General features: G+C 61.7%; 14 protein-coding genes. 13 read left to right on the top strand and 1 reads right to left on the bottom strand.

All coding sequences use genetic code 11. The annotated features are described in order from the left end of the window. The first annotated feature begins 75 nt into the window (after positions 1 to 75). From AC1DYG_RS16885 to AC1DYG_RS16845, 9 genes are all read left to right on the top strand, one after another. On the top strand, positions 76 to 1,257 hold the full coding sequence (locus tag AC1DYG_RS16885; protein WP_477641033.1) for a cysteine desulfurase family protein: 1,182 nt from the start codon (positions 76 to 78) through the stop codon (positions 1,255 to 1,257). After that, positions 1,254 to 2,222, top strand: coding sequence for a DUF4007 family protein (locus AC1DYG_RS16880; RefSeq protein ID WP_477641032.1), 969 nt, complete (start codon positions 1,254 to 1,256; stop codon positions 2,220 to 2,222). The genes AC1DYG_RS16885 and AC1DYG_RS16880 overlap by 4 nt, the downstream gene beginning before the upstream one ends. Continuing rightward, positions 2,219 to 5,743, top strand: a complete 3,525-nt coding sequence (locus AC1DYG_RS16875) for a hypothetical protein (RefSeq protein WP_477641031.1) — start codon at positions 2,219 to 2,221, stop codon at positions 5,741 to 5,743. The genes AC1DYG_RS16880 and AC1DYG_RS16875 overlap by 4 nt, the downstream gene beginning before the upstream one ends. Next, positions 5,671 to 6,588, top strand: coding sequence for a phosphoadenosine phosphosulfate reductase domain-containing protein (locus AC1DYG_RS16870; protein WP_477641030.1), 918 nt, complete (start codon positions 5,671 to 5,673; stop codon positions 6,586 to 6,588). The genes AC1DYG_RS16875 and AC1DYG_RS16870 overlap by 73 nt, the downstream gene beginning before the upstream one ends. Before the next feature lie 116 nt (positions 6,589 to 6,704). Beyond that, positions 6,705 to 8,309 carry a DEAD/DEAH box helicase gene (locus AC1DYG_RS16865; RefSeq protein ID WP_477641029.1) on the top strand — a complete coding sequence of 535 codons (1,605 nt, stop codon included), beginning with the start codon at positions 6,705 to 6,707 and terminating at the stop codon, positions 8,307 to 8,309. Further along, positions 8,306 to 10,132, top strand: coding sequence for an ATP-binding protein (locus AC1DYG_RS16860; RefSeq protein ID WP_477641028.1), 1,827 nt, complete (start codon positions 8,306 to 8,308; stop codon positions 10,130 to 10,132). Before AC1DYG_RS16865 ends, AC1DYG_RS16860 begins: the two co-directional genes overlap by 4 nt. Before the next feature lies 1 nt (position 10,133). Further along, positions 10,134 to 10,712 carry a hypothetical protein gene (locus tag AC1DYG_RS16855; RefSeq protein WP_477641027.1) on the top strand — a complete coding sequence of 193 codons (579 nt, stop codon included), beginning with the start codon at positions 10,134 to 10,136 and terminating at the stop codon, positions 10,710 to 10,712. Position 10,713: 1 nt separating this feature from the next. Then, positions 10,714 to 11,619 carry a phospholipase D family protein gene (locus AC1DYG_RS16850; RefSeq protein WP_477641026.1) on the top strand — a complete coding sequence of 302 codons (906 nt, stop codon included), beginning with the start codon at positions 10,714 to 10,716 and terminating at the stop codon, positions 11,617 to 11,619. Then, the gene (locus tag AC1DYG_RS16845; RefSeq protein ID WP_477641025.1) at positions 11,612 to 12,043 is read left to right on the top strand and encodes a T3SS (YopN, CesT) and YbjN peptide-binding chaperone 1; all 432 of its coding nucleotides are present in this window, start codon (positions 11,612 to 11,614) and stop codon (positions 12,041 to 12,043) included. The genes AC1DYG_RS16850 and AC1DYG_RS16845 overlap by 8 nt, the downstream gene beginning before the upstream one ends. A gap of 522 nt (positions 12,044 to 12,565) precedes the next feature. On the opposite strand, the gene AC1DYG_RS16840 is transcribed toward AC1DYG_RS16845, so the two are convergent. After that, a complete protein-coding gene (locus tag AC1DYG_RS16840) occupies positions 12,566 to 14,641 on the bottom strand; it encodes a DUF262 domain-containing protein (RefSeq protein WP_477641024.1) in 2,076 nt (691 codons plus the stop codon). Between the two features lie 354 nt (positions 14,642 to 14,995). Here AC1DYG_RS16840 and AC1DYG_RS16835 point away from each other — a divergent pair, with 354 nt between their 5' ends. The 4 genes from AC1DYG_RS16835 to AC1DYG_RS16820 all read left to right on the top strand — a co-directional run bounded on the left by AC1DYG_RS16835 (position 14,996) and on the right by AC1DYG_RS16820 (position 20,649). Next, entirely contained in the window at positions 14,996 to 18,349 is a 3,354-nt protein-coding gene (locus tag AC1DYG_RS16835; RefSeq protein WP_477641023.1) for a TM0106 family RecB-like putative nuclease, read from the top strand. Positions 18,350 to 18,444: 95 nt separating this feature from the next. Beyond that, entirely contained in the window at positions 18,445 to 18,768 is a 324-nt protein-coding gene (locus tag AC1DYG_RS16830; RefSeq protein ID WP_477641022.1) for a hypothetical protein, read from the top strand. Positions 18,769 to 18,908: 140 nt separating this feature from the next. Then, positions 18,909 to 19,700, top strand: coding sequence for a hypothetical protein (locus AC1DYG_RS16825; protein WP_477641021.1), 792 nt, complete (start codon positions 18,909 to 18,911; stop codon positions 19,698 to 19,700). Positions 19,701 to 19,935: 235 nt separating this feature from the next. Next, complete coding sequence (locus AC1DYG_RS16820; protein WP_477641020.1) at positions 19,936 to 20,649, top strand: hypothetical protein; 714 nt, start codon at positions 19,936 to 19,938, stop codon at positions 20,647 to 20,649. The last annotated feature ends 336 nt before the right edge of the window (positions 20,650 to 20,985 follow it).

Raw genomic sequence — 20,985 nt, 5'->3', positions numbered from 1 at the left:
TGTAGTTGACGATTTGCGATGCGATGGGGATGCGATGTCAGTGCTCGAACGTATGTTCGAGATGGAGGTGACTAGGTGACAGCCATCTATCTCGACTACAACGCCTCGACGCCCGTGGATCCGAGCGTGGTTGAGGCCATGCTCCCGTGGTTCACCGAGCGATTTTGGAATGCGGCGTCATCCCACGGCGCCGGCGAGACAGCGCGGCGGGCTGTCGAACGGTCGAGAGCTGATGTGGCCGCCGTGATCAATGCGGCACCGCGCGAAATCGTCATCACCTCGGGCTCGACAGAGGCGAACAACTTGGCGCTCAAGGGAGGCGCCCAGCTGGCCAAGGGTGCCCGAGACACTGTCGTTGTCGCGGCCACCGAACATAAAGCGGTCCTAGACGTCGCTGAGTCGCTCATCCCCCAGGGATATCGAGTGCAGGTGCTCTCCGTCGACCGCGATGGCGCCGTCGACGTTGACGCTCTGGCCGGGATGATGTCGGAGAGGGTGGCCCTCGTTTCCGTAATGCTGGCCAACAATGAAACTGGCGTCATCCAGCCGCTTGCCAGGATCGCTGAGATCGCGCATATGAGTGGTGCCTTGATCCACACCGATGCCACGCAGGCGGTTGGAAAGGTCCCAATCGATGTCCTGGCGCTCGACGTGGACCTGCTGTCGCTGTCGGCGCATAAGTTCTACGGCCCCAAGGGCGTTGGCGCGCTCTATGTTCGCCGAGGCGTAAGTCTTAACGCTCAGCTCCATGGAGGCGGACACGAGGCTGGTCTGCGGAGCGGCACGTTGAACGTTCCCGGTGTCGTTGGCATGGGCAAGGCTGCGGAGTTGGCCATGCATGCTCTGAATGAGGATGCCGTTCACTCCACACACCTTGTGGAGCGCCTTGTAACTGGGCTCGAGTCGCGAATCGATCGCATGGAGTACATCGGTGCCGGTGTTGCTCGGCTTCCCAACACGGCAAATCTGCGGTTCGCTGGGGCGGACGCCGACGCGATCATGGCAAACGCACCTTCGATCTTTGTCTCCTCTGGCTCCGCCTGCTCGTCGCGAGTCCCGGAACCCTCACATGTGTTGCTGGCGATGGGCCTGACTCAGGACGAGGCTTACGAGTGCCTCCGCTTCAGCGTCGGCCGAAACACGACGACCGAAGAAATCGACCTCGCCGTTGTGGCAATCGCCGATGCCGTAAGTAGAGTGCGTCGCCTCAACTCCGCGGACGACCTTTCCCGAGCGCCCGAAGGAGCGATTCGTTGAGACTTGATGAAGCCTGCAGTCCAGCCTTCGCGCGTCACGAGACCTTTCATCCTCGCTATGGCTGGCTCAAGAAGGCAGTAGATGCTGCGGGCGCTCCAGACGATGTGTTTAACCGCGAGGAAGCGGTGGTCGACCTAGGCGTTGGTAAGAACATGGTTCGGTCGATCAGACATTGGGGACATGCCTTCAAGCTGCTCGAGCACGAGGCCGTAGACGGGAGCCGACGGCCGCGTTCACGTCCGTCCAGCATCGGCAAGGACATCTTCAGTGATGGCGGCATTGATCCCTACTGCGAGTTGCCCGGGACCCTCTGGCTGCTCCAATGGTGGCTCCTGGCCCCTCGGTCCATTTCGCCGGTTTGGTGGCTGGCTTTCAATGAGTTCCCAGGCGTCGAGTTCTCCGAGGAGGAACTTCAACAGTTCGTCCTCGACCGCATCAGCGACTGGGCTGATCCGCACCCTTCATCGGTCAAGAAGGACGTAAGCGCCCTTCTGCGCATGTACTCCTCAGGAGAGGGTGTGCGTGCGACCTTCGATGACCGCATTGACTGCCCCTTTAGGGACCTGGGCCTGATTCAGCCCAGCAGCGTGAGCCCAGGGGATTACCGATTCCTCCTTGGCCCCAAGGCCACTCTGCCTAGTTTGACGTTTGCAGCATGTGTTTTGGACTTCGCTATCAGGACGGATGACGAGGCAAGGACGGTCAATTTGAGCCGGGCTCTTGCAGAGGTCGGTTCTCCCGGTCGGGCCTTCAAACTGTCCGACAAGGCGGCCCTGGACTTGCTAGAGGACGCTGTCCTGCGTACGGATCACCTCAAGCTAACCTCCGCCGCGGGCATGCCCCAACTCACGATTGTTGGTGCGCCAGAGGAGGCGTTCCGCGGTGTCCTTGACGATCATTACCGACTCTTTGGGCGGCGCCTTCGGACGGACGAGTTGACTAGGACAGGAAGGAAGGTCGCATGACTCGGCTCATCGAGCTCAAGAAGCCAAAGGATCGCTTCGCTCGCTCCATTAACGTCGAGCGCGACACTGGGTCCGCAGCAATCGACGGATACCTTCCGGTCGGTCGGGCGATTGAGTCCCTAGACCGTCTGGGCAGAGCCATGCTGAGCGAGTCGACCGAAGTGGCTCTTTCGGTGACCGGCCCATATGGCTCTGGAAAGTCGTCGCTGGCCCTGGTGATCGATTCACTGTTCGCCCCCAGGTCCGATCCTGCGCGCGCCTCGGCGGAGGCGATGCTCACAGCGGCCGCCCCGGACACCATGGCTGTCCTGCGTATGGCGATGCAGAAGGCAGGTGCATCCGAAAGTGGATTCATTCGCGCCGTGGTCACAGCGCAGCGCGAACCCATTGCCAACACCGTTGTGCGCGCTCTCTTGCTTGGCGCGCAGCGCTTCGAACCGTCAGCCTCGGGTCGCGCAGCTCTTAAGCGATGCGTCGTCACCCTTCGGGAACTCGATCGGACGCTCACGCATGGTGGCGGTCGGCTAGATATTCGCGCGGTTCGCGATCTCGTAATGCAGCTCAGCGAAGTTGGGCCGATCCTCCTCTTGGTGGACGAATTCGGCAAGAATCTTGAGGCCTTCGCCGAGAGGCCAGGAGAGGGTGACCTCTTTCTCCTCCAAGAGCTTGCCGAGTGGACTCGGAAGGGGTCCGGCGCTCGACTAGCACTCGTCACCCTCCAACACATGGCTTTCGGAGACTACGCCGACGGTGCGAGTGCCGTGCAAAGGCGCGAATGGGTCAAGATTCAGGGCCGCTTCGAGGACATTCCTTTTGTCGATACTCCGGGTCAGACTGTCTCGCTGGTCGCCGCCTCCTTCGAAAAGGTCGAAGAGACGTTTCGGCCGCGCTTGGTCGAGTGGGCGGGCATGCAGTCCGGGAACTTGAGCTCATTGGGCCTCACCGAGCTTGCCAATCGTCCCGATCTACTCGCAGAGTGCTGGCCGTTGCATCCTCTGGCGTTGGCAGTCCTGCCTGAACTCTGCCAACGGTATGGGCAGAACGAACGAACAATGTTTTCGTTTCTTGCCGGAGCCGAGCCGCGAAGCGTGCATTCGTTCCTGCGCCAGACGGACCTGCCATCTGACACGGTCCCTGCAGTCCATCTGGACCGCGTCTACGACTACTTCCTCGAGTCGGCATCGAACATGGTCAACGTCTCCGCAGACGCCTCGCGATGGATGGAGATCGACACTCGAATTCGCGATGCCCACAGCTTGAGCGAAGCTGCTCGAAGGGTGCTCAAGAGCGTTGGTCTCCTCAACTTGGTCTCGGCGGGAGGCAGCCTTCGCGCAAGCCAGGCGATGGTGGCCTACGCCGCTGCCGACGGCCAGAGCGGGACCTCCTCACCGATCGAAGTCGAGGAACGGCTCCGGGAGCTTGAACAGGCGGGGCTTGTCACCTACCGGGAGTTTGCGGATGAGTTTCGTGTCTGGCAGGGGAGCGACTTCGACCTCAAGTCGGCCATTACGATCGCCAGAAGGCGTCTTCGAGACGAACACCCGCGCATCATCCTGCAGCGCGTACTTCCGTTGGGTCCCATCGTCGCAGCGCGTCATTCGCACGCAACAGGCACCCTGAGGGCCTTCGAACGCGCGTGGACAGATGAGGGCGACACGGCGATATCGCCTCTGACTGCCACTGACCGCGGTGATGGACTACTGCTTTATGTTCTCCAGGGCGCGGCGCCCACGCGCGCCGTGCACTTGAGCCAGGCCGACAAGCCAATCGTCTTTGCGACAACGGAGGACCCGCATCCACTTCTTGATGCAGCGCGTGAGCTGGCCGCGATCGACGAAGTGATAAATGCGGAGGAAGACATCCGGTCAGACTGGGTTGCGCGAAAGGAATTAGGTGAACGCCGGGTGGCCGCGGCAGCTGCCCTGAATTCCGAGTTTGAGAAGTCCTTTGGTGGCTCGTCCCTGCGGTCGCGCTGGCACTGGGTAAAGCGCGAGAACGTGCAGAAGTCCGGTCACGTCTGGCGTAAGACCAATCGACGAAGCCCCTCAGCTGTTCTCTCTGATGTTGCCGATTCTTACTACCCTGACGCCGTGATCGTTCAAAACGACCTCATGAATCGTCACGAGCTATCGTCTCAAGCTGCCAAGGCGCGCCGAGAGGTGCTCGAAGTGATGGGCTCGCATGAGCATGTCCCCGGCCTTGGCATCGAAGGTTTCGGTCCAAATCGGACGCTCTACCTGTCGGTCCTCGAGACCCTCGAACTGCACCAGAAGACAGGGGCGTTCGCCCAGTACACCGCTCCGACCTCCGACTCATCTGTGCGCCCAGTGTGGGCCGCCATCGTCGGTCGCATTCGCATGGCGACTCGCTCCCGATTGAATGTCGCCGACCTGTACGCGGAGCTTTCGCTGCCTCCATTCGGCCTGCGAGCTGGCGTTGCCCCTTTGGTGTTCGTCGCAGCTATGCGTCAACATAAGGACGAATTCGCGCTGTATGAGCACGGTACGTTCCGGCCCTCATTCTCGGGAGATGTTGCGGAACGTTTACTCCGAAACCCAGGCAACTTCGCAGTGAAAAGTTTCGCCAGCAACGCCGGTCCTCGGCGCCGAGTCGTCGAAGCCCTCGCTCAGTCGTCCGGCGGGAGTCGCATTGCTTCGTCTCCAACGGTCGTCAGCGTCGTCGGTTCGCTTGTCGCTCGCATCAACATGCTGTCTGCGTACGCCAAGAAGACGACCACGGTCTCTCCGCAAGCCAAGGCGCTACGGGCCGCACTGATTGAGGCGACCGAACCCGACGTCCTTGTCTTCGAGCGCCTCCCGGCCGCAGTGGGTCAGCCTCCCGTTCCTGCGTCTGCGGGGGATGCGTCAATTGACCCCAAAGCCCTTGCTCTATCCGTAGCCGGCGCCATGGACGAGTTGGCAGATGCCTACCCCAAGCTCATCGACGAGATTCGGACGAGGCTTATCTCTGAACTCCGAGCATCCACGGAGGATTACCGTTCCTCCGTGAAAAGCAGGGCGGCCGAGATTGCGGCCAAAGTCATCGACCCCAAGGTCAAAGCCCTAGTAGCAGCTCTACGGGCTGGAATTCCGGATGAGGAACCGTGGCTTGAATATGTGGGCATGCAAGTCACAGGCGTACCGCCTCAGGCATGGACCGACGAGGACCGCCGACGGTTCAGGAGTGTTCTAGCGGACTCCGGGGGCACGTTCCGGCGGATTGAGGCGCTCAATGCCGACATGCGAAGCCATGAGGGGGAGTTCGACGCCGTTCGCTTCCATGTGAACTGGTCTCACGGTCATGAGGCGGTCAAGCTTGTCGTTTGGAACGAAATAACGAAGGCGAGTACTCATTCAGTGGTGGCCGATGCACTCGACACTCTCTCAGAAGCGGCCGGCGGCCGGGAGATGGCAGCGGACTGGTTGATGGCCGCTCTTGCAGATCAGGAATGGCGGAGCGTGGTCGCAAAGACCACTGGAGCCCTCACCGAAACAAATCGCACGCGCGAGGAGACGGCATGACACAGGACGTTCGCCATGTATGTGGGATCTCAGGGGGCAAAGATTCATCGGCCCTGGCAATCCACCTTCGCGACCGAGTCCCGGAGATGGAGTACTTCTTCTGCGACACCGGCGCCGAGCTGCCTGAGACCTACGAGTACTTGAACAAGCTCGAAGTTGTCCTAGGCAAGCCGATTGCAAGGCTCAATGCTGACAGGGGCTTCGATCACTGGTTTGAGGTCTATCGAGGAACGCTTCCCTCTCCCCAGATGCGGTGGTGCACTCGCCAGGTGAAAATCAAGCCACTCGAGGAGTGGCTCGGTGACGACCCTGCAGTCAGCTACGTTGCTATCCGGTCGGACGAGCAGAATCGCAAGGGTTACGTCTCAACCAAGCCCAACATCCATGCGGTGTTCCCTTTCATAGAGGAAGGGATTGATCATGAGGGTGTGCTCAAGATCCTCGACGACGCTGGTGTGGGCCTTCCGGCCTACTACGAGTGGCGAACTCGGTCGGGCTGCTATTTCTGCTTCTTCCAGCGCAAGGCCGAGTGGGTCGGTCTCGCTGACAGGCACCCCGACTTGTTCGAGCGCGCGAAGGCGATCGAAAACAAGGTGCTCCGTGATGCCGGTGCTTCGGGTGATGCCAGTTACCAGGATGTCGCGATGAAGGGCCGCGACTACACGTGGTCACCAGGCGAGACCCTCGATGAACTCATCGGGCGCCGAGACGAGATCATGGAGAAGCATGACGCAGCCATGGAACGATCTCGGCGAAATCGCCGCAATCTCCCTTTGATCGAGGTACTGTCGAGCGCGCTGGACGAGGATGACGACCAAGACGCTTGTGTCGTCTGCGCCCTTTGACGGAGACAGACCAACGCAGGGTCCCTTGGACCTTCAATTGGGCAAGCGTGCCGACGTGCAGGGCTGGGGCGCAACCGTTCATGCGCTGATCGCGGACGATGAAGGGGCGGGCCGAAGTGACGTTCGAGGAGTTGCTTTCGCGCGCGGCCGAACAGACGCTCCAGCAAATGGTTGGTCGGCGAACGGTCCGGTTGCTCGCAAAGCTTGATACTGCCCTCACCAAGCCAGAGCGGTTGCGGGAGATTGTGCTCGGGCTCCATAGCCCTGCCGACATCCTCTTCAACGTGGAGACCAGATCCGAGCTCCTGATGCTTCTTCGGGAGCACGAGGCCTCCAGCCTATGTTTGCGACTGGGCCTTACACCGTCTGACGATTCGTTTGACGCCTTGCAGTCCATGAAGATTCGTCGGGGTTCGGCTCGGGCCGGTGAACTGCTGGACTTCTTCTCTGTCGCAGAGGACTCTCCGGCCGAGGACCACACCCTCCCGACGCTTAGCCGCGTCGAACCTGCGCATTCGCTCTTTCCACATCAACGGTTGGCCGCTCGGCGAGTCGCGAGGGCGCTCGACGAAGAGCCAAACCGAGTTCTCCTCCACATGCCGACCGGTTCGGGGAAAACCCGTACTGCCATGAATGTCATCTGCGAACAGCTGAACAGAAGCGAGCCCATGCTCGTCGTGTGGTTGGCGCACTCAGAGGAGCTATGCGAACAGGCTGTTGATGAATTCACCAAAGCCTGGTCGGTACTCGGCAATCGCGAATTGTCCGTGCATCGCTGGTGGGGGGACCACGTCTTGGACCCACAAGGCGCCCGGGATGGACTGGTCGTTGCAGGGCTCGCGAAGGTCTACAGCGCGACCACAACTTCGTTCTCGCAGCTCGGCCTACTTGCCGGCCGGGTCGGTTTGGTGATCATGGACGAAGCGCACCAAGCGATAGCCCCGACATACCAAATGGTTTTGGATGTGCTCGCTCATGCTGGGCGTCCCGCCTCCCTGCTCGGGCTGAGCGCTACGCCTGGACGTACGTGGAACGACGTCACGGAGGACGAGCGGTTGGCTGAGTTCTTCTTTCGGCGGAGAGTGCGGCTGGAGGTCGAGGGCTTTGAGAACCCCGTGGACTACTTGGTTTCAGACGGGTACCTCGCCAAGACCGAGTTCGAGTCGCTATACCACCGCTCTGGCGTCGACCTGTCGGAGAGGGACCGTCGGGAGCTCGTGAGCGCCTTGGAAATTCCGGCTCGAATCGTGCAGCACCTCGCGGAGGATGAGCAGCGCAACCTGCTGATTCTCCACCGGACGGAACAGCTCCTGCGACAACATGACCGCGTGCTCCTGTTTGCCGCGACGGTGGGGCATGCGCTGGTACTGGCGACCGCGCTACGTGCTCGTGGCGCCTGGGCACACGCCGTGACGGGTATGACTCCCTCGGACGAAAGGGCTCGCCTGATTAGTGAGTTCCGGGGAGGGGCGGCCGGCCCGCGTGTTCTAGTCAACTACGGCGTTCTGACGACGGGTTTTGACGCCCCGAGGACAAGTGCTGCTCTCATCGCTCGGCCTACGAAGAGTCTGGTGCTGTATAGCCAGATGGTCGGCAGGGCCACCCGTGGGCCCCGTTCCGGGGGCAATGCCATTGCGCAGATCACTACCGTCGTAGACACAGCATTGCCGGGCTTCTCGTCTATGGGAGAAGCCTTTAACAACTGGGAGGACATATGGTGACCTACACTGACGTCGAGTACGATATCGTGCCCACATCCCTTGCCGTGAAGGCCATGCGTGACAATGGATACAAGAACGCGGCCTATGCCCTCGCTGAACTAATGGACAACTCCATTCAGGCGGGCGCAAGTATGGTGGAGCTCTTGTGTTCTGATCAAGAGATGGCGGTTGAACAACGAGTTCGACGCCGCCTCAGCGAAGTAGCCGTCCTCGATAATGGGTCGGGGATGGACGCCGAGACCCTGCGCATCGCACTTCAGTTCGGCAATGGAACCCGCCTCGACGCAGATGATCACAAGGGCATGGGTCGCTTTGGCATGGGCCTGCCGAGCGCGTCGATATCTCAATGCCAGAGGGTCGACGTCTGGAGTTGGCAGGAAGGTCCGTCCTCTGCGCTGCACAGCTATATCGATCTGCACGAGATCGAGCGTGGCACGCTCAAGATCTTGGGGGCACCTACAGAGAAGCTGATCCCGCAGCGATGGATCGACTCCGCGGGTTCAGAGAGCTTTGGGCCGTCGGGCACGCTCGTTGTGTGGAGCAAGATCGACAGGTCACTCTGGCGAACGTCTAGAGCCCTTATCGATAACTCAGCGGAACTTATCGGGCGAATGTACCGTGATTGGATCGATGCGGAGAAGGTGCGGATCCGCCTCAAGAGCTTCCTGCAGGATGACCCCGGGACGGCCGTAGAGGATCGAGAAGCTCGTCCGAACGATCCCCTGTATCTAATGAGCAACACGTCATGCCCTGAACCGTTCGCAAATCGCCCCATGTTTCAACCATTCCCGTCGCAAGACGCCTACGAGATACGAACGAAGATTCGATTCAAGGGGGAAGACCACGAGGTGGTGACTCGTTTGTCGATCGCGACTGAGGAGGCGAGGAACAGTGATAACGCCGGCTCTCGACCCCACGGCCGACATGCCGCCAAGAACGCGGGTGTTTCAGTCGTTCGGGCTGGAAGGGAGCTGGAACTTGATCCCGCATGGACCACAACGTATGACCCGCGAGAGCGTTGGTGGGGCGTTGAGGTCCGATTCGAGCCTGGCCTGGATGAACTCTTTGGGGTTTCAAACAACAAGCAGTTTGCGCGCAACTTTGCTGAGGCCGCAAAGCTGGATACATCAGCCATCGTAAAGCAGTACGGCGGGTCGATCACGGCTGCGCGCCAGGCCATGGCGGAGGACGAGGACCCGATCGAACCGCTCCTCGAGGTGGTTCACCGAGTGCAGACCAACATTCGCGAGATGCGCAAGGTAATTGGTGTTCAGGCTGAAGGGCGACGACGAAAGCGCCACAAGGATGTCACCATCGAACAGCAGGCGACGGAGGCTGTGAGGAAACGTCAAGAGCAGGGCTACACAGGTCAAAGCGACGCGGACGAATCAAAGTCTCCCGAAGAGCGAAGCGCAGATCTCGCTCAGCAACTCGAGGCCGCAGGGCATTCGCCAGAAGGGGCTAAGGCTCTGGCGGCGGAGACGATCGACAAGGGTCTTAAGTACCGGATGGATGTTGCTTCTCTAGAAGGTGGCGCCTTCTTCTCCGTTCAGCCGCGAGGCGGTGTCCTGCTTGTCACGCTTAACACGGACCACCCGGCGTATGCCCTCTTGTTGGGTGCCCAGGATCCAGAGTCACTGCCGGATGACGCAGACGCCCTCAAGTCGAAGCTTCTCACGGCGCAGTCTGGCCTGGAGATGATGTTGTTCGCCTGGGCGCGCTACGAGGATGAGCAGGCGTCCCCGGACAGCCGCAGAGCAACACAGAATGTCCGCCACGACTGGGGGCGGATGGCCGAAAACTTCCTGGAAGCGCGTTCGTAGCGTGAGCGAGGTTGAAACGATCGTCGAAGCAATCGTTTCGGCGCAAGGTCCCTTGACTGTCTTGGAGCTGGCGAAGCTCACCGGGTTGGACAATCGAGTTGTAGATGGCGTCCTATGGGGCTCCCCCGACCGCTTTGTGTGGCAGCCTGGCCATAGATGGGGAGTGGCACCGAAGAAGCAGCCACCCCGCGTAACCATCGTGCCCGCCTCCGCGGACGCTAGGGCCGCCTCCCTTTCAGGGGAGAGCTCCACTGAACTTCGTGCGGTTACGCTGGCGAGCGGGCTTGTCATACATGTGAGTCGCCTGCCGTTGGACAGCGACGCATTTTTTTCGGTGAGGTCTGCGGGAAATACCGTTCAGTTGGTTATCAACTCGACGCACGAGCTCTTCGCACGTCTGCCGATGCCGTTCGAGGAAGACTCTCAGGAATTCTCCTACAAGACGCTTGTTGAAGTTCTCCTACAGGGATGGGCCCTGTACGAGGACGGTGTATCCGGACGCCAGGCGCGCCGCGCGATGGAAGATGTGAGATTGCTGTGGGGGCGCAGGGCAGTGGAGGTGCTGCGGGACAGTGAATGACATGTCCCCCGGCGAACGCCTTCTTGCTCTGTGCGCCGCTGCCACCGAGGGCCTGCTGCTGTGTGCCCCTTTCGCCAAGACGGCCGTGCTACGGCGCCTCCTTGAGATAACACCGCAAGGCGTCGACATAGAACTCATTACCCGGTGGCGGCCCGAAGAGATCGCAGCTGGTGTCTCCGATACGGGAGTGCTCGAAGCTGTCGCGGAGAGGGGGGGCAGGGTCTACCTCCACGACCGGCTTCACGCAAAGTTTTATGTGTCATCGGGAAGAGTGCTGCTCGGGTCTGCCAACTTGACTGCCACGGCTCTCGGATGGGCCACCCGACCAAACGTTGAGCTTCTCGTTGGTGGATCGCGCTCGGATGTGGCCGGCCTTGAGGAGCAACTTCGCCGAGAGTCTATTGTCGCGACACATGAGTTGGCCCTGCTTGCGGAGACAGCAGCGGCGAGCCTCCCCCGGAGAATCGCGGAGTTGCCGGGTGAGGCCCTGGGCGATGACTCCGATCTGCCAGTCGACCTCTGGTTTCCTTCGCTCCGACAGCCGACCGACCTTTACCTCGCATACAGCACCGGCACCGACCGGCTTGCGAGCGCCTCAGCTGATGCAGCCAGACGCGACCTGCTGGCACTAGACATTCCGGCTGGTCTGGAAAGATTTCAGTTCTACCAAATCGTCGGCCACCGACTCGTCAATGAGACAGTCGTTCGCGACGTCGATGAGTTCCTTCGTCTGCCGCGCCGTTTCGGCGAAGTTCGTGAATATGTCGCGAGCCGCGAGCAATTGAGTCGACTTGAGGCAGAATATGCTTGGCAGACATTGATGCGTTGGCTCCTTGAGTTTCTACCGCATCGTTACGACCGTCGTGTGGCGCGTTGGTCTGAAGTGATGAGCCGAAACGATGGGTGAAGGGGTCGGCATGAAGCGGCGTGTTCAGCGGCAGATCGAGGGCATTCTTGAAGGAAATGGTCTGGGATGGACTGAGGAAGGAGGTGATGTCTTCTTGAGGTTCAATAGTGCGCTCGTGCGCATTGGTCTGGCGGATTGGGGGACCCAGACGCTGATCCAAATCCGATCAAACGTTCTCACGCGTCTTGATCGAGGAGAAGCGGCGAGTATTCTGCGGGCGGTGAATCGACTGAACTGCGAGACTTCCTTCGGAAAATGGGCATTCTATGAGGACGAAGCAACGCTTTGCCTCGAGTACGATCTATTGGCAGATCACCTTCAAGAAGCCGAACTCATGACAGCTCTTGCTGCCGTGGCCCGACTTGCGGATAGTCACGATGATGGCCTGCAGGTTGTGCTAGGTGGGAGACGGGCCTTCGATTAAGGGCGACGCTCGCTGAATGGCTCATGTGACGCCCGCGTGCCCTTGTCATTGTCATGCGCATTTCCCTGCAATGTTGCCTGCCTAGTTTGGGAATGTGTCGGCGCCGCCGTTATCTGCCAGAAACACTCGATGGCGTGGCAAAGGAAGCGACCATCAAATTTGGACAACCTCGGCCGGTCAGAAATGCTGCGGAGGGTGTTCAGTTAAATTGATTCCCTCCCTGCGATCCCAGGGCAGGGTCAATTGACGGGATTGCTTGATCGCACACTTGGACTGGTTGTAAAAGTCCCAGATCAGGAGGTCAATCGAGCTTCGAGGAGCCCCCATCAAGGTTGCTCCTGTCGCTCGATTCGCGATAGAACGTGCTTCGAGCTCTCCAGAATTTTCTCCCGGTCGACGGCCTTGGCATGACCTTGCGCGAGTGGAGAAGGAATCCCTTTGCCCTTACCTCTCGGCCATTGAGGGTAACCCGAAGGCGCCACCGCAGTTGTAGTCGCCTTCGGGTTCCGTGACGATTGTCAGCTAGCCCTTCAGGGCTGTCAGGCGATTGATGATTGCAGACTTGAGCCCCTCGAATCTTGCGTCCAGTAGGGCACGTACATGTGCCTCGAAGGCTTGGCCGTGTTCCTGAAGGAATTTATCGTTGTCGACCTGAAGGTAGAGCGAAGACTTAACGGAATCAGGGAGGTCCTTCATGTATTGCGCAATTGCCTTCGCGCCGATCGCCTGATTCGTCGCGGACGACTGGTAAACGCGGTTCAGGGGGCTGTTGAGCAGCTCGGCAACATTGTCCTTGCCCTTGCGGATGGCCTTGGTCGACTGGCCGACTGTCGTCGCGGTGCCGAGGGGTATGAGGTGGTGATCCTGCAGCTCGTCAGTGTCTGCACTGAGCTTCCGTTGGAACTGGATGTCCTGGCCGCCAAGTGACATCGTGAGTTGAACGAGGTAAAGCCCAACATCTGTGCCGACCCGTTCTTCCTCACCCTTGCGCAGGAGCGTGTCCTTGTTTGAGTAGCCCTCGTCGTTCAGCACCCGATCTTGGCGGGACGCGAACGGGTGCTTGCTGTTGTCGTTGATCCACCCAAGAAGCAGGTTCGTGTCGGCAACGGAGTACTCGTTTTGGCGGGCTGTGTAGGTATCGCTCAGCACGGACGTCCAGTACCAGTACTCCACCTTGTCGTAGACAGCCTTCGAGACGTGTGTTTCACGCAAAGCCATGGCGATTGGGAGGATCAGAAGCTTGTTGCGGAGGCTGCCCTCGTCCTTCACCCCGCAACGAATCTGCAGAAAGCGCCACGCGGCCAGGACGGCATTGGTTGCCCCTTCCCAGCCGGCGTCGATGTCCGCTGCGCTGAGTGCAAGGACCTTCTGGGCCTTGATGTCGTCAACCGAGAACTCCACATCGGGGGTGGCCGACATCCTACGGAGCATCACGAGTACTTGCAGGAACTGTGCCTTGAACGCGGTCGTGAGTGCATCGTCGATCAGAGCCACACGACCCGAGGCGATCCACTTTCGATCTGCAGTTCCGGACAGGGCCTCGGGGACTGCTTCGTCATACCTTTCGATGCGACCCTGGATCATCTCAGGCAGTGAATTGGCTGCCTGTCCACGTGCGTAGCGTGCGGTCACCAGGTCGAACGGGGTCAGAGGCGATCCACCCCGGTTAATCGCCTCGAAGATGGCGATGGCCTTGGGTAGCTCATCCTGGGTGAGCTCGATGGTGCCGAGACGGTAGTCGTTGGCGTCCGTGATGACCGTAAGCACGGCTTGGATCCACTCTGCACGGCGGTCAGTGAGGCGATCGCGCACCTTATCTTCCGCGAGGCTCTCCCATGTCTCGCCAGCTCGCACGAGGTCGGCGAACGCCTCCTTGTCGATGGTGTCGTCCTTGAAAGACGCAAACAGTTCCTCACGGCGGTCATCAGCGATGCGTTGCAGGGCTACCTTGATCGGGCCGTCCAGGCTCTTACCGGACTCGGTCACCTCCCAGAGCGGAAGCAACCCGTCGGTTGCAGCTGCCACGCCCATGCTGAGGTACCGCTCCTTCTTGCCGAGCTTCGGCTGGAAGGCGGGGTGGAACCAGCAGTCGAAACCCTTGGTCTTGTAGATGTTGTGCTGCACCAGCGCGTCGGCGATGAGGTCCGGTTCTGGCTGCAGTCCGGTAAAGCGAAGCGTCGTGTAGCCGAAGAGGTCCGGGTCGTCATCCTCTGGGATGATTCGGACCGACCAGCGGTTCTTGAGGGCGCCGAACATGTCGACCCAGGCCGTCTTCCAGTCATCCTTGAAGGTGTCGGAGAAGAGGCCCCGGATCGTGCTTGCGCGCTGTTGCCCATCGAGGAGGAAGTCGCACTGGTAATTCTGGTCTGCATTCTCCGAGTGAGTTAGTCCAACTCTGCGGGTGGCAAAGTCGGTGTTCTTGCCGCTGACGAGCAGCAGAGAACCGCAGGGCACGCCGAGAAGGATCGATGCGGCTAGTGACTTGGCGTCGTCCGGCTTCCACACATACGACCGCTGGAAGTTCGGCAAGAGCACCTGACCACTGTTCGAGTCGGCGATCAACGTGGCAAGCGTCCGCGTTTTGTGATCGATGGACATCAGGCTCCCTCTGTCACTGTTAGGTCGGTTCAGGAACCTATCAACCTAAGCAGGCGGAAGTTCACGACTCGCCCCGATGGCGTCACCTACGTCGGCGCGGCTGGCTCAAGGGGGCCGGGCCTCAGGCCGTTTGGCCAGTGCCGTGTCCAGTCGGCACAGTCTGGACCACAGAGGGGTGCTGGCTATTCCAGCGCATCTACGGTTGAGACAATTCGACGACCACGCCTTCTGGATCCGCACCGATCTACAAAGGCTCAATGTATTTCGGCGAAAGGCATGATTCTGTTCACAGGCTTGGGGCGGAATCGTTCCTCATGTCAAATGCATGTCGGCGCCTCATGACATCATCGCGACATGCAGCGCGTGGGGGACCAGCTCGTTCTGAGTGCAACAGACCTGACCAAGCATGTTGCCTGCCCCCACATCACGACGCTTGACCTCGTCGCCCTCGACCTACCCGCCGCCGAAGTGGGCGCCACGGAGCCTGACGACGCGCTGAACCTGATCTTCGCCAAGGGCATAGCCCACGAGGAGGATTACCTCGCTTCCCTCAAGGCCCAAGGATTGCGGGTCGTCGAGATCGAGGCCGACCACGGCGCCAAGGCCGAGGCCGAGGCTGCGACGCTGCAGGCGATGCGAGATGGTGCCGACGTGGTCTACCAGGCCACGCTCTACGACGGCGCGTGGATCGGTTACGCCGACTTCCTCCTCAAATGCGACCGGCCCAGCGACTTGGGCGCGCACTCCTATGACATCGCTGACACCAAGCTCGCCCGCCGGCTCAAGGTGCCCGCACTGCTGCAGATGGCGACGTATGCAGAAAGGCTCGCGCAGCTTCAAGGCGTGGCCCCGTCATACCTGATCGTCGTCACGGGTGACAAGGCGCAGCATCCGTGGCGTCTCATCGATGTGGCACCGTACGCGCGGCGGCGCCGCGCTGACCTTCTCGACGCCATCGAACGTGGGGACCGAACGGAGGGAACGCGAAACGCCCAATGCGGCCAGTGCCGGTGGCAGGTGCGCTGCGAGGGGGCGTGGGTCGACGCAGACGACCTTGTCCAAGTCGCTGGCATCCGGGGTGATCAGCGTGAGGTTCTGCGTGCCAACGGGATCGACACCATGGCAGCCCTCGCCGCCACCGGTCGAGAGTCCGTGGTGGCTGCGGTGGGCAGCCAGAGTGCGGACCGCCTGCATCGGCAGGCCCGCCTGCAGGTGCAGGAACGCGTCACTGGCCAAGCGGCATACGAACTGCTTGTCCCCGAGTCCGGGCGCGGGCTGCAACGCCTTCCTGAACCCAGCCTCGGCGACGTCTACCTCGACTTCGAGGGCGACCCTTGGGCCGACGATCGGGACGGGCGCGAGTACCTCGCTGGACTGTGGGACCGGACTGGGACGTTCACGTCCTGGTGGGCCCACGACGCAGCCGCGGAGAAACAGCTCGTCGAAGACCTCGTCGACGAGCTAATGCGACGCTGGCATGCCGACTCCGAGATGCACGTATTTCACTACGCCCCTTACGAGCGGACCGCGTTGGAACGACTCACGGGTCACTATGGGACGCGCGAGGCTGAGCTCGACCAGTTGCTGCGCGCCGAGCGGCTCGTCGACCTGTATGCCGTGGTGCGCCAAGGCGTGCAGGTGAGCAAGGCTTCCTACTCGATCAAGAAGCTCGAGGACTTCTACTGGGGACACACGCGCAGCGCGGGCACTTCGGAGGCCGTCGGGAGTGCGATGGACTCTGTCATCGAGTACGAGCGCTGGCTGGTCGAGCCAGACCAGGCGATCCTCGATCGGATCGAGGCGTACAACCGTGAGGACGTGCGTTCGACCCACGACCTGCACGCCTGGCTCGAGAGTTTGCGCACCGAATTGGCCGGTAAGGGCCATGACCTTGCTCGACCGGGTACGCCGGAGCTCAAGGAAGTCAGCGACGCCGAGCGTGCCGAGACCGAGCTGTCCTCACAATTGGTCGATGCGGGGCAAGAACTGCTCGCGGGGCTGGTCGGGTGGCACCGGCGCGAAGCGCGTCCGGCGTGGTGGGAGTACTTCCGGTACGCCGAGCTCGACACGCCGGAGCTTGTCGAGGATGCCACCGCGATCGGCGATGTCGGGATGCCGCAGCACGTCGGGGACCTCCTCAGCAAGACGGGAAAGGTCACCTCGCGCGTGTGGCGCTACCCGTTCCCGGCGCAGGACTGCAAGGTGCTGCCGGGCGCCTATGCCCAGGACGTCGACACGCACGGGGCCGTCGGAAAGGTCCAGGATGCCGACCCCTTGGAAGGCTGGATCGACCTCTCCATGGCCGCGGCGAAGGAGCCGGCGATGGTGCGAGGGCTTGGGCCGCCAGGCCCGTTGAATGACCAGGTGCTGCGCGACTCCTTGGCAGGCGCCGGGCGCGTCGCGCTTGATGGTGGTGACTCACTCGCCGTGCGACTGGTCCGTCGACAGGTGCCTTCCTCTTCAGCGCTCGCTGCTGCGCCAGGGGAGTCGCCAGCGGACGTTGTATGTCGCGTCGGCGCGTCGTTGGATGGCGAGGTGTTGGCTGTGCAGGGGCCTCCCGGTACGGGCAAGACGTATGCCGCGGCCAAGCTGATCGGGGCACTGCTAGATGACGGCAAGAAGGTCGGCGTCGCAGCCTTGTCGCACTCGGTGATCCGCAACGTGCTCGACGCCGTGGCGCGACCTGCGATGCAGAAGGTCTCGTCCGACGAGGGCGTGGCTGGCGCGGGGCTGGTACAGCTGGTCACTGACAACGGCGCTGTGCTGGACGCTCTGACCTCGGGGGCGGTCGGCCTCGTGGGTGGGTCGGCATGGCTTTGGTCCAGGCCCGACATGATTGGCGCGGTGGACGTGCTCGTGGTGGACGAGGCCGGGCAGTTCTCCTTGGCCAATGCCGTCGCCGTTGCCCCTGCCGCGACGTCAATGGTGCTGTTGGGCGATCCACAGCAGCTGGCCCAGCCGACCAAGGCGGTGCACCCGTTCGGGGCTGGAGTATCCGCTCTCGAGCATCTCCTCGACGGCCATGACACCTTGCCGGCCGACTGTGGCGTCTTCCTCGGGACGACTCGGCGAATGCATTCCTCCATCACGGACTTCGTGTCAGAGCTGGCCTATGAGGGTCGGCTCGACGCTCTGCCCGGGCTCGAGCGGCAGGTGATTGACGGAGGAGGTGATCTCGGTGGTCATGGGTTGCGTTGGGTGCCGGTCCCCCACATCGGACGGGAATCGTCCAGCCCTGAGGAGGCGGACGCCGTCGCCGCGATCGTGGACGACATGCTGCGGCGACGGTGGACGAAGGCTGATGGTGCCGAGGCGCGGCTCGCGGTCGACGACATCCTCGTGGTTGCGCCCTTCAACGCCCAGGTGGCGACGTTGCGTGCAGTCCTGCCGGACGGAATACGGGTCGGCACTGTCGACAAGTTCCAGGGCAAGGAGGGCGCGGTCGTCATCTACTCGCTGACGAGCTCGTCCGCTGCTGATGCGCCGCGGGGAGTGGAGTTTCTCTACGACCTGCACCGCCTCAACGTCGCCGTGTCGCGAGCCAAGGCGATGAGCATCATCATCGGAAGCCCCGCGTTGCTGGATGCGCCGGTTCACACGCCCGAGCAACTGCGTGCCGTGAACGCGCTGTGCCGGTACGTTGAGCAGGCGCCTCACGTGGTCCCGCGGAGAGGGCGCGACGCCCGACTGGTCAGCCATCCCGCATGACGTTCGGTGCACCGAGCCAGCGTGGTCCTCAAGTGCACCGACCACGGCCCTCAAGCTTCGAAATCCCTTCCCTGCCCACAATTCAGGAGCCGACGATGGAAACCGAGATTCAGCTGATCAGTGACGGCGATGGCGTCGCGGTCATCGGAGATGCGAGGGCTGTTGAGCGCTTCCTCGCCTCGGAGGGTATTCCGTCCAAGGACCTCGGAATGCCGCGGCTCGGATCTGCACTCAGCACAGGCGCTGGGGTCGCCCAGGCCGGCTCCGAGATTGCGGCCAGCTCGGGTCGCCGGGTGAAGCTGACCGACCAGTCCGCGAAAGCTCTGAGAACCTCCACACCGATGAAGGGTTCGACCGCCGGTGTGAGCCGTGCAGTGACTAGGAGAACGGCAAGGTCAAAGGAATCCTCGAGTTCGTGACGAAGCCGGGTCCGGGGTCGATGCTGACCAACCCAGCAGTGCTGGCTGGGGTCGCGGGCATCATGGCGCAGACAGCGATGCAGCAGACAATGGACGAGATCACGTAGTATCTCGCCACGATCGACGAGAAGGTCGACGACGTGCTCCGCACCCAGAAGGACGCCGTGGTGGGGGACATGATCGGCGTGGACTTTGTGATCGAGGAAGCCATGACCATCCGGCAGCTGGTGGGATTGGTGTCGGAAGTCACGTGGTCGAAGGTGCAGGCCACGTCCGTGACGATTGCGCGGACCCAGGCATACGCGCTGCTTCAACTCGACGCTCTCGCGGAGAAAGTAGAGCGCGGGACAGCAGTCAGCGATCTCGCCAAGACGTCCAAGGAGGCAGAGTCCAAGGTTCACGAGTGGCTTGCAGTTTTGGCCCGTTGCTTCCAACTGCAGGACGCCATCGCCGTGCTCGAGCTGGATCGCGTGCTGGACGCGTCGCCGGACGAACTGGATCGGCACCGCCTGGGGCTTCGAGCTGCCCGACACAACCGGCGGCAACTAATCGCGCAACGCACCGAGCGTCTGATGGCCCGCATGGAGGGGGCTGCGGTAAAGGCCAATGCCAAGGTCCCGCTTCACCCGGCGGCGTCCAAGCTTGTCGTCCAGTCCAGCAACGACGTGGTGACGACCGTCGTCGGCTTCCACAGGCTGCTGGGCATCGAGGATGATCGCCAGTCATTGGACGCGAGACGGTGGGTAGACGCAGCAACGGAGGCGAAGGACAAGGCGTTCGAGACGGGCGCTGAGGGCGTCGATGCCGCTAGACGAGTGGGTAACGAGACACTGGGTCGGGCCAGGCTGGTGACGGAAAAGTTCTCCAGTGGGATGGCCGAACGTGCCCTCCGTCGGCGCCGCGACGACGAGGAACACAACGAAGAAAGTTGAACTGGCGCCGACCGTGGATGGTGTCGTCGGCTGTCGCACCGGATCGCGTGGCCGGGCTCGGACCTCCCCGTCAGCTGCGGGAGGGTGACGGCGTCGTCGTGCCGCTACTGGCCCCCGCGCACGGTCGAACTCTGCTGGCGCGGCGCCGCCAACTCTTCGGCCGCCTTGGCGGATTCTTTGTTGAGAGGGGCGGGCGGCACTGTGTTAGCCGCTCGGGTGCGTCTACATTCCTGTCATGTTCGGCACACCCACGTTCGAGCGCCTCCTGCAAGAATCGTCACGGGAGCTGTTCTCCGCAAACCCGGACGTCATGTCCTCGCCAGAGTTGTTGACGACGCCGAACACCGTGGATGCGGGCGATGTAAAACTGTTCTTTCGCGGTGTCGAGGAGGGGCTCATCGACCTACGCCCTGGCGGGCGCTTCAATACCCAAGACCGACCAACTGCCGATGGGCGCTGGGGCCTGCTGTCGAGGTCCAAGGAGGGTGGCTGGTTCAACGCTGAATACTTGCCGCAGCTCGCTGCCTACGTGGAGGCGATCCTCGACCTGGGCTACTCGCCGAAGCGTGTCTTGTTCGAGCTGCCTGCCATTTCGTTGCAGCTTGACCTAGCGATCCTTGACGACGCCAGGCGAGTCGTGGTTCTGGGTGAAGCCAAGAGATCGACACCGGCCCTTGCCACGTTGGCTCGTGGTGCAGTTGAACGTTTCGGCGACGCGCCACCTACTTATGCCACCAAACGTCGCGGTGACGAACAGCGTCAATTGGCGTGGCGCTTGTGGGCGGTCGCCCCGCGGTTCACCTGGCTGATCGGTCCTGGCCACCGCGAGGCATTCCGCACCAGTCTCCGCCCGCTCAGGCTTGAGCCCCTCCCGGAACTGCCCCAGGCAGCCGACCTCGAACTGATCCATGCCCCTGCTGAACAGCTCAAACCGCCACAGCTTGCTTGAGGGGGCCCGTTTCCTATCCCGAACTGGCGCGAGTGGCTTACGGAGGGAGTTGTCCGTCCCGGAGGCGGTCCGCGCCCCTGCGCTAGCCATTTTGGCGGCGGAGATCAGTGAGGCGCACGCGTATCGGCGTGCGCGGTCGGCCTTGAAGGTTTAGTGGAGGATCTAACTGCTCGAGCACATCAGACTCTGCCCTGTCTCGGGTGATGCTTGACAGCCGTGTCTCGGCTGATGCTTTACACCGGCCGTGTTCGGACATCCTGTTTGGCGGCGTTCCACGGGCGCCCCGAGGGCAGGAGGCCGGGATTGGCACTGGTTGCGTTGTCGGTGGTGGAGCGT

This window comes from Pedococcus sp. P1_H8, assembly GCF_056405175.1.
Note: the sequence above shows the minus strand (reverse complement) of the source record. Positions and strands in the feature narration are given on the sequence as shown.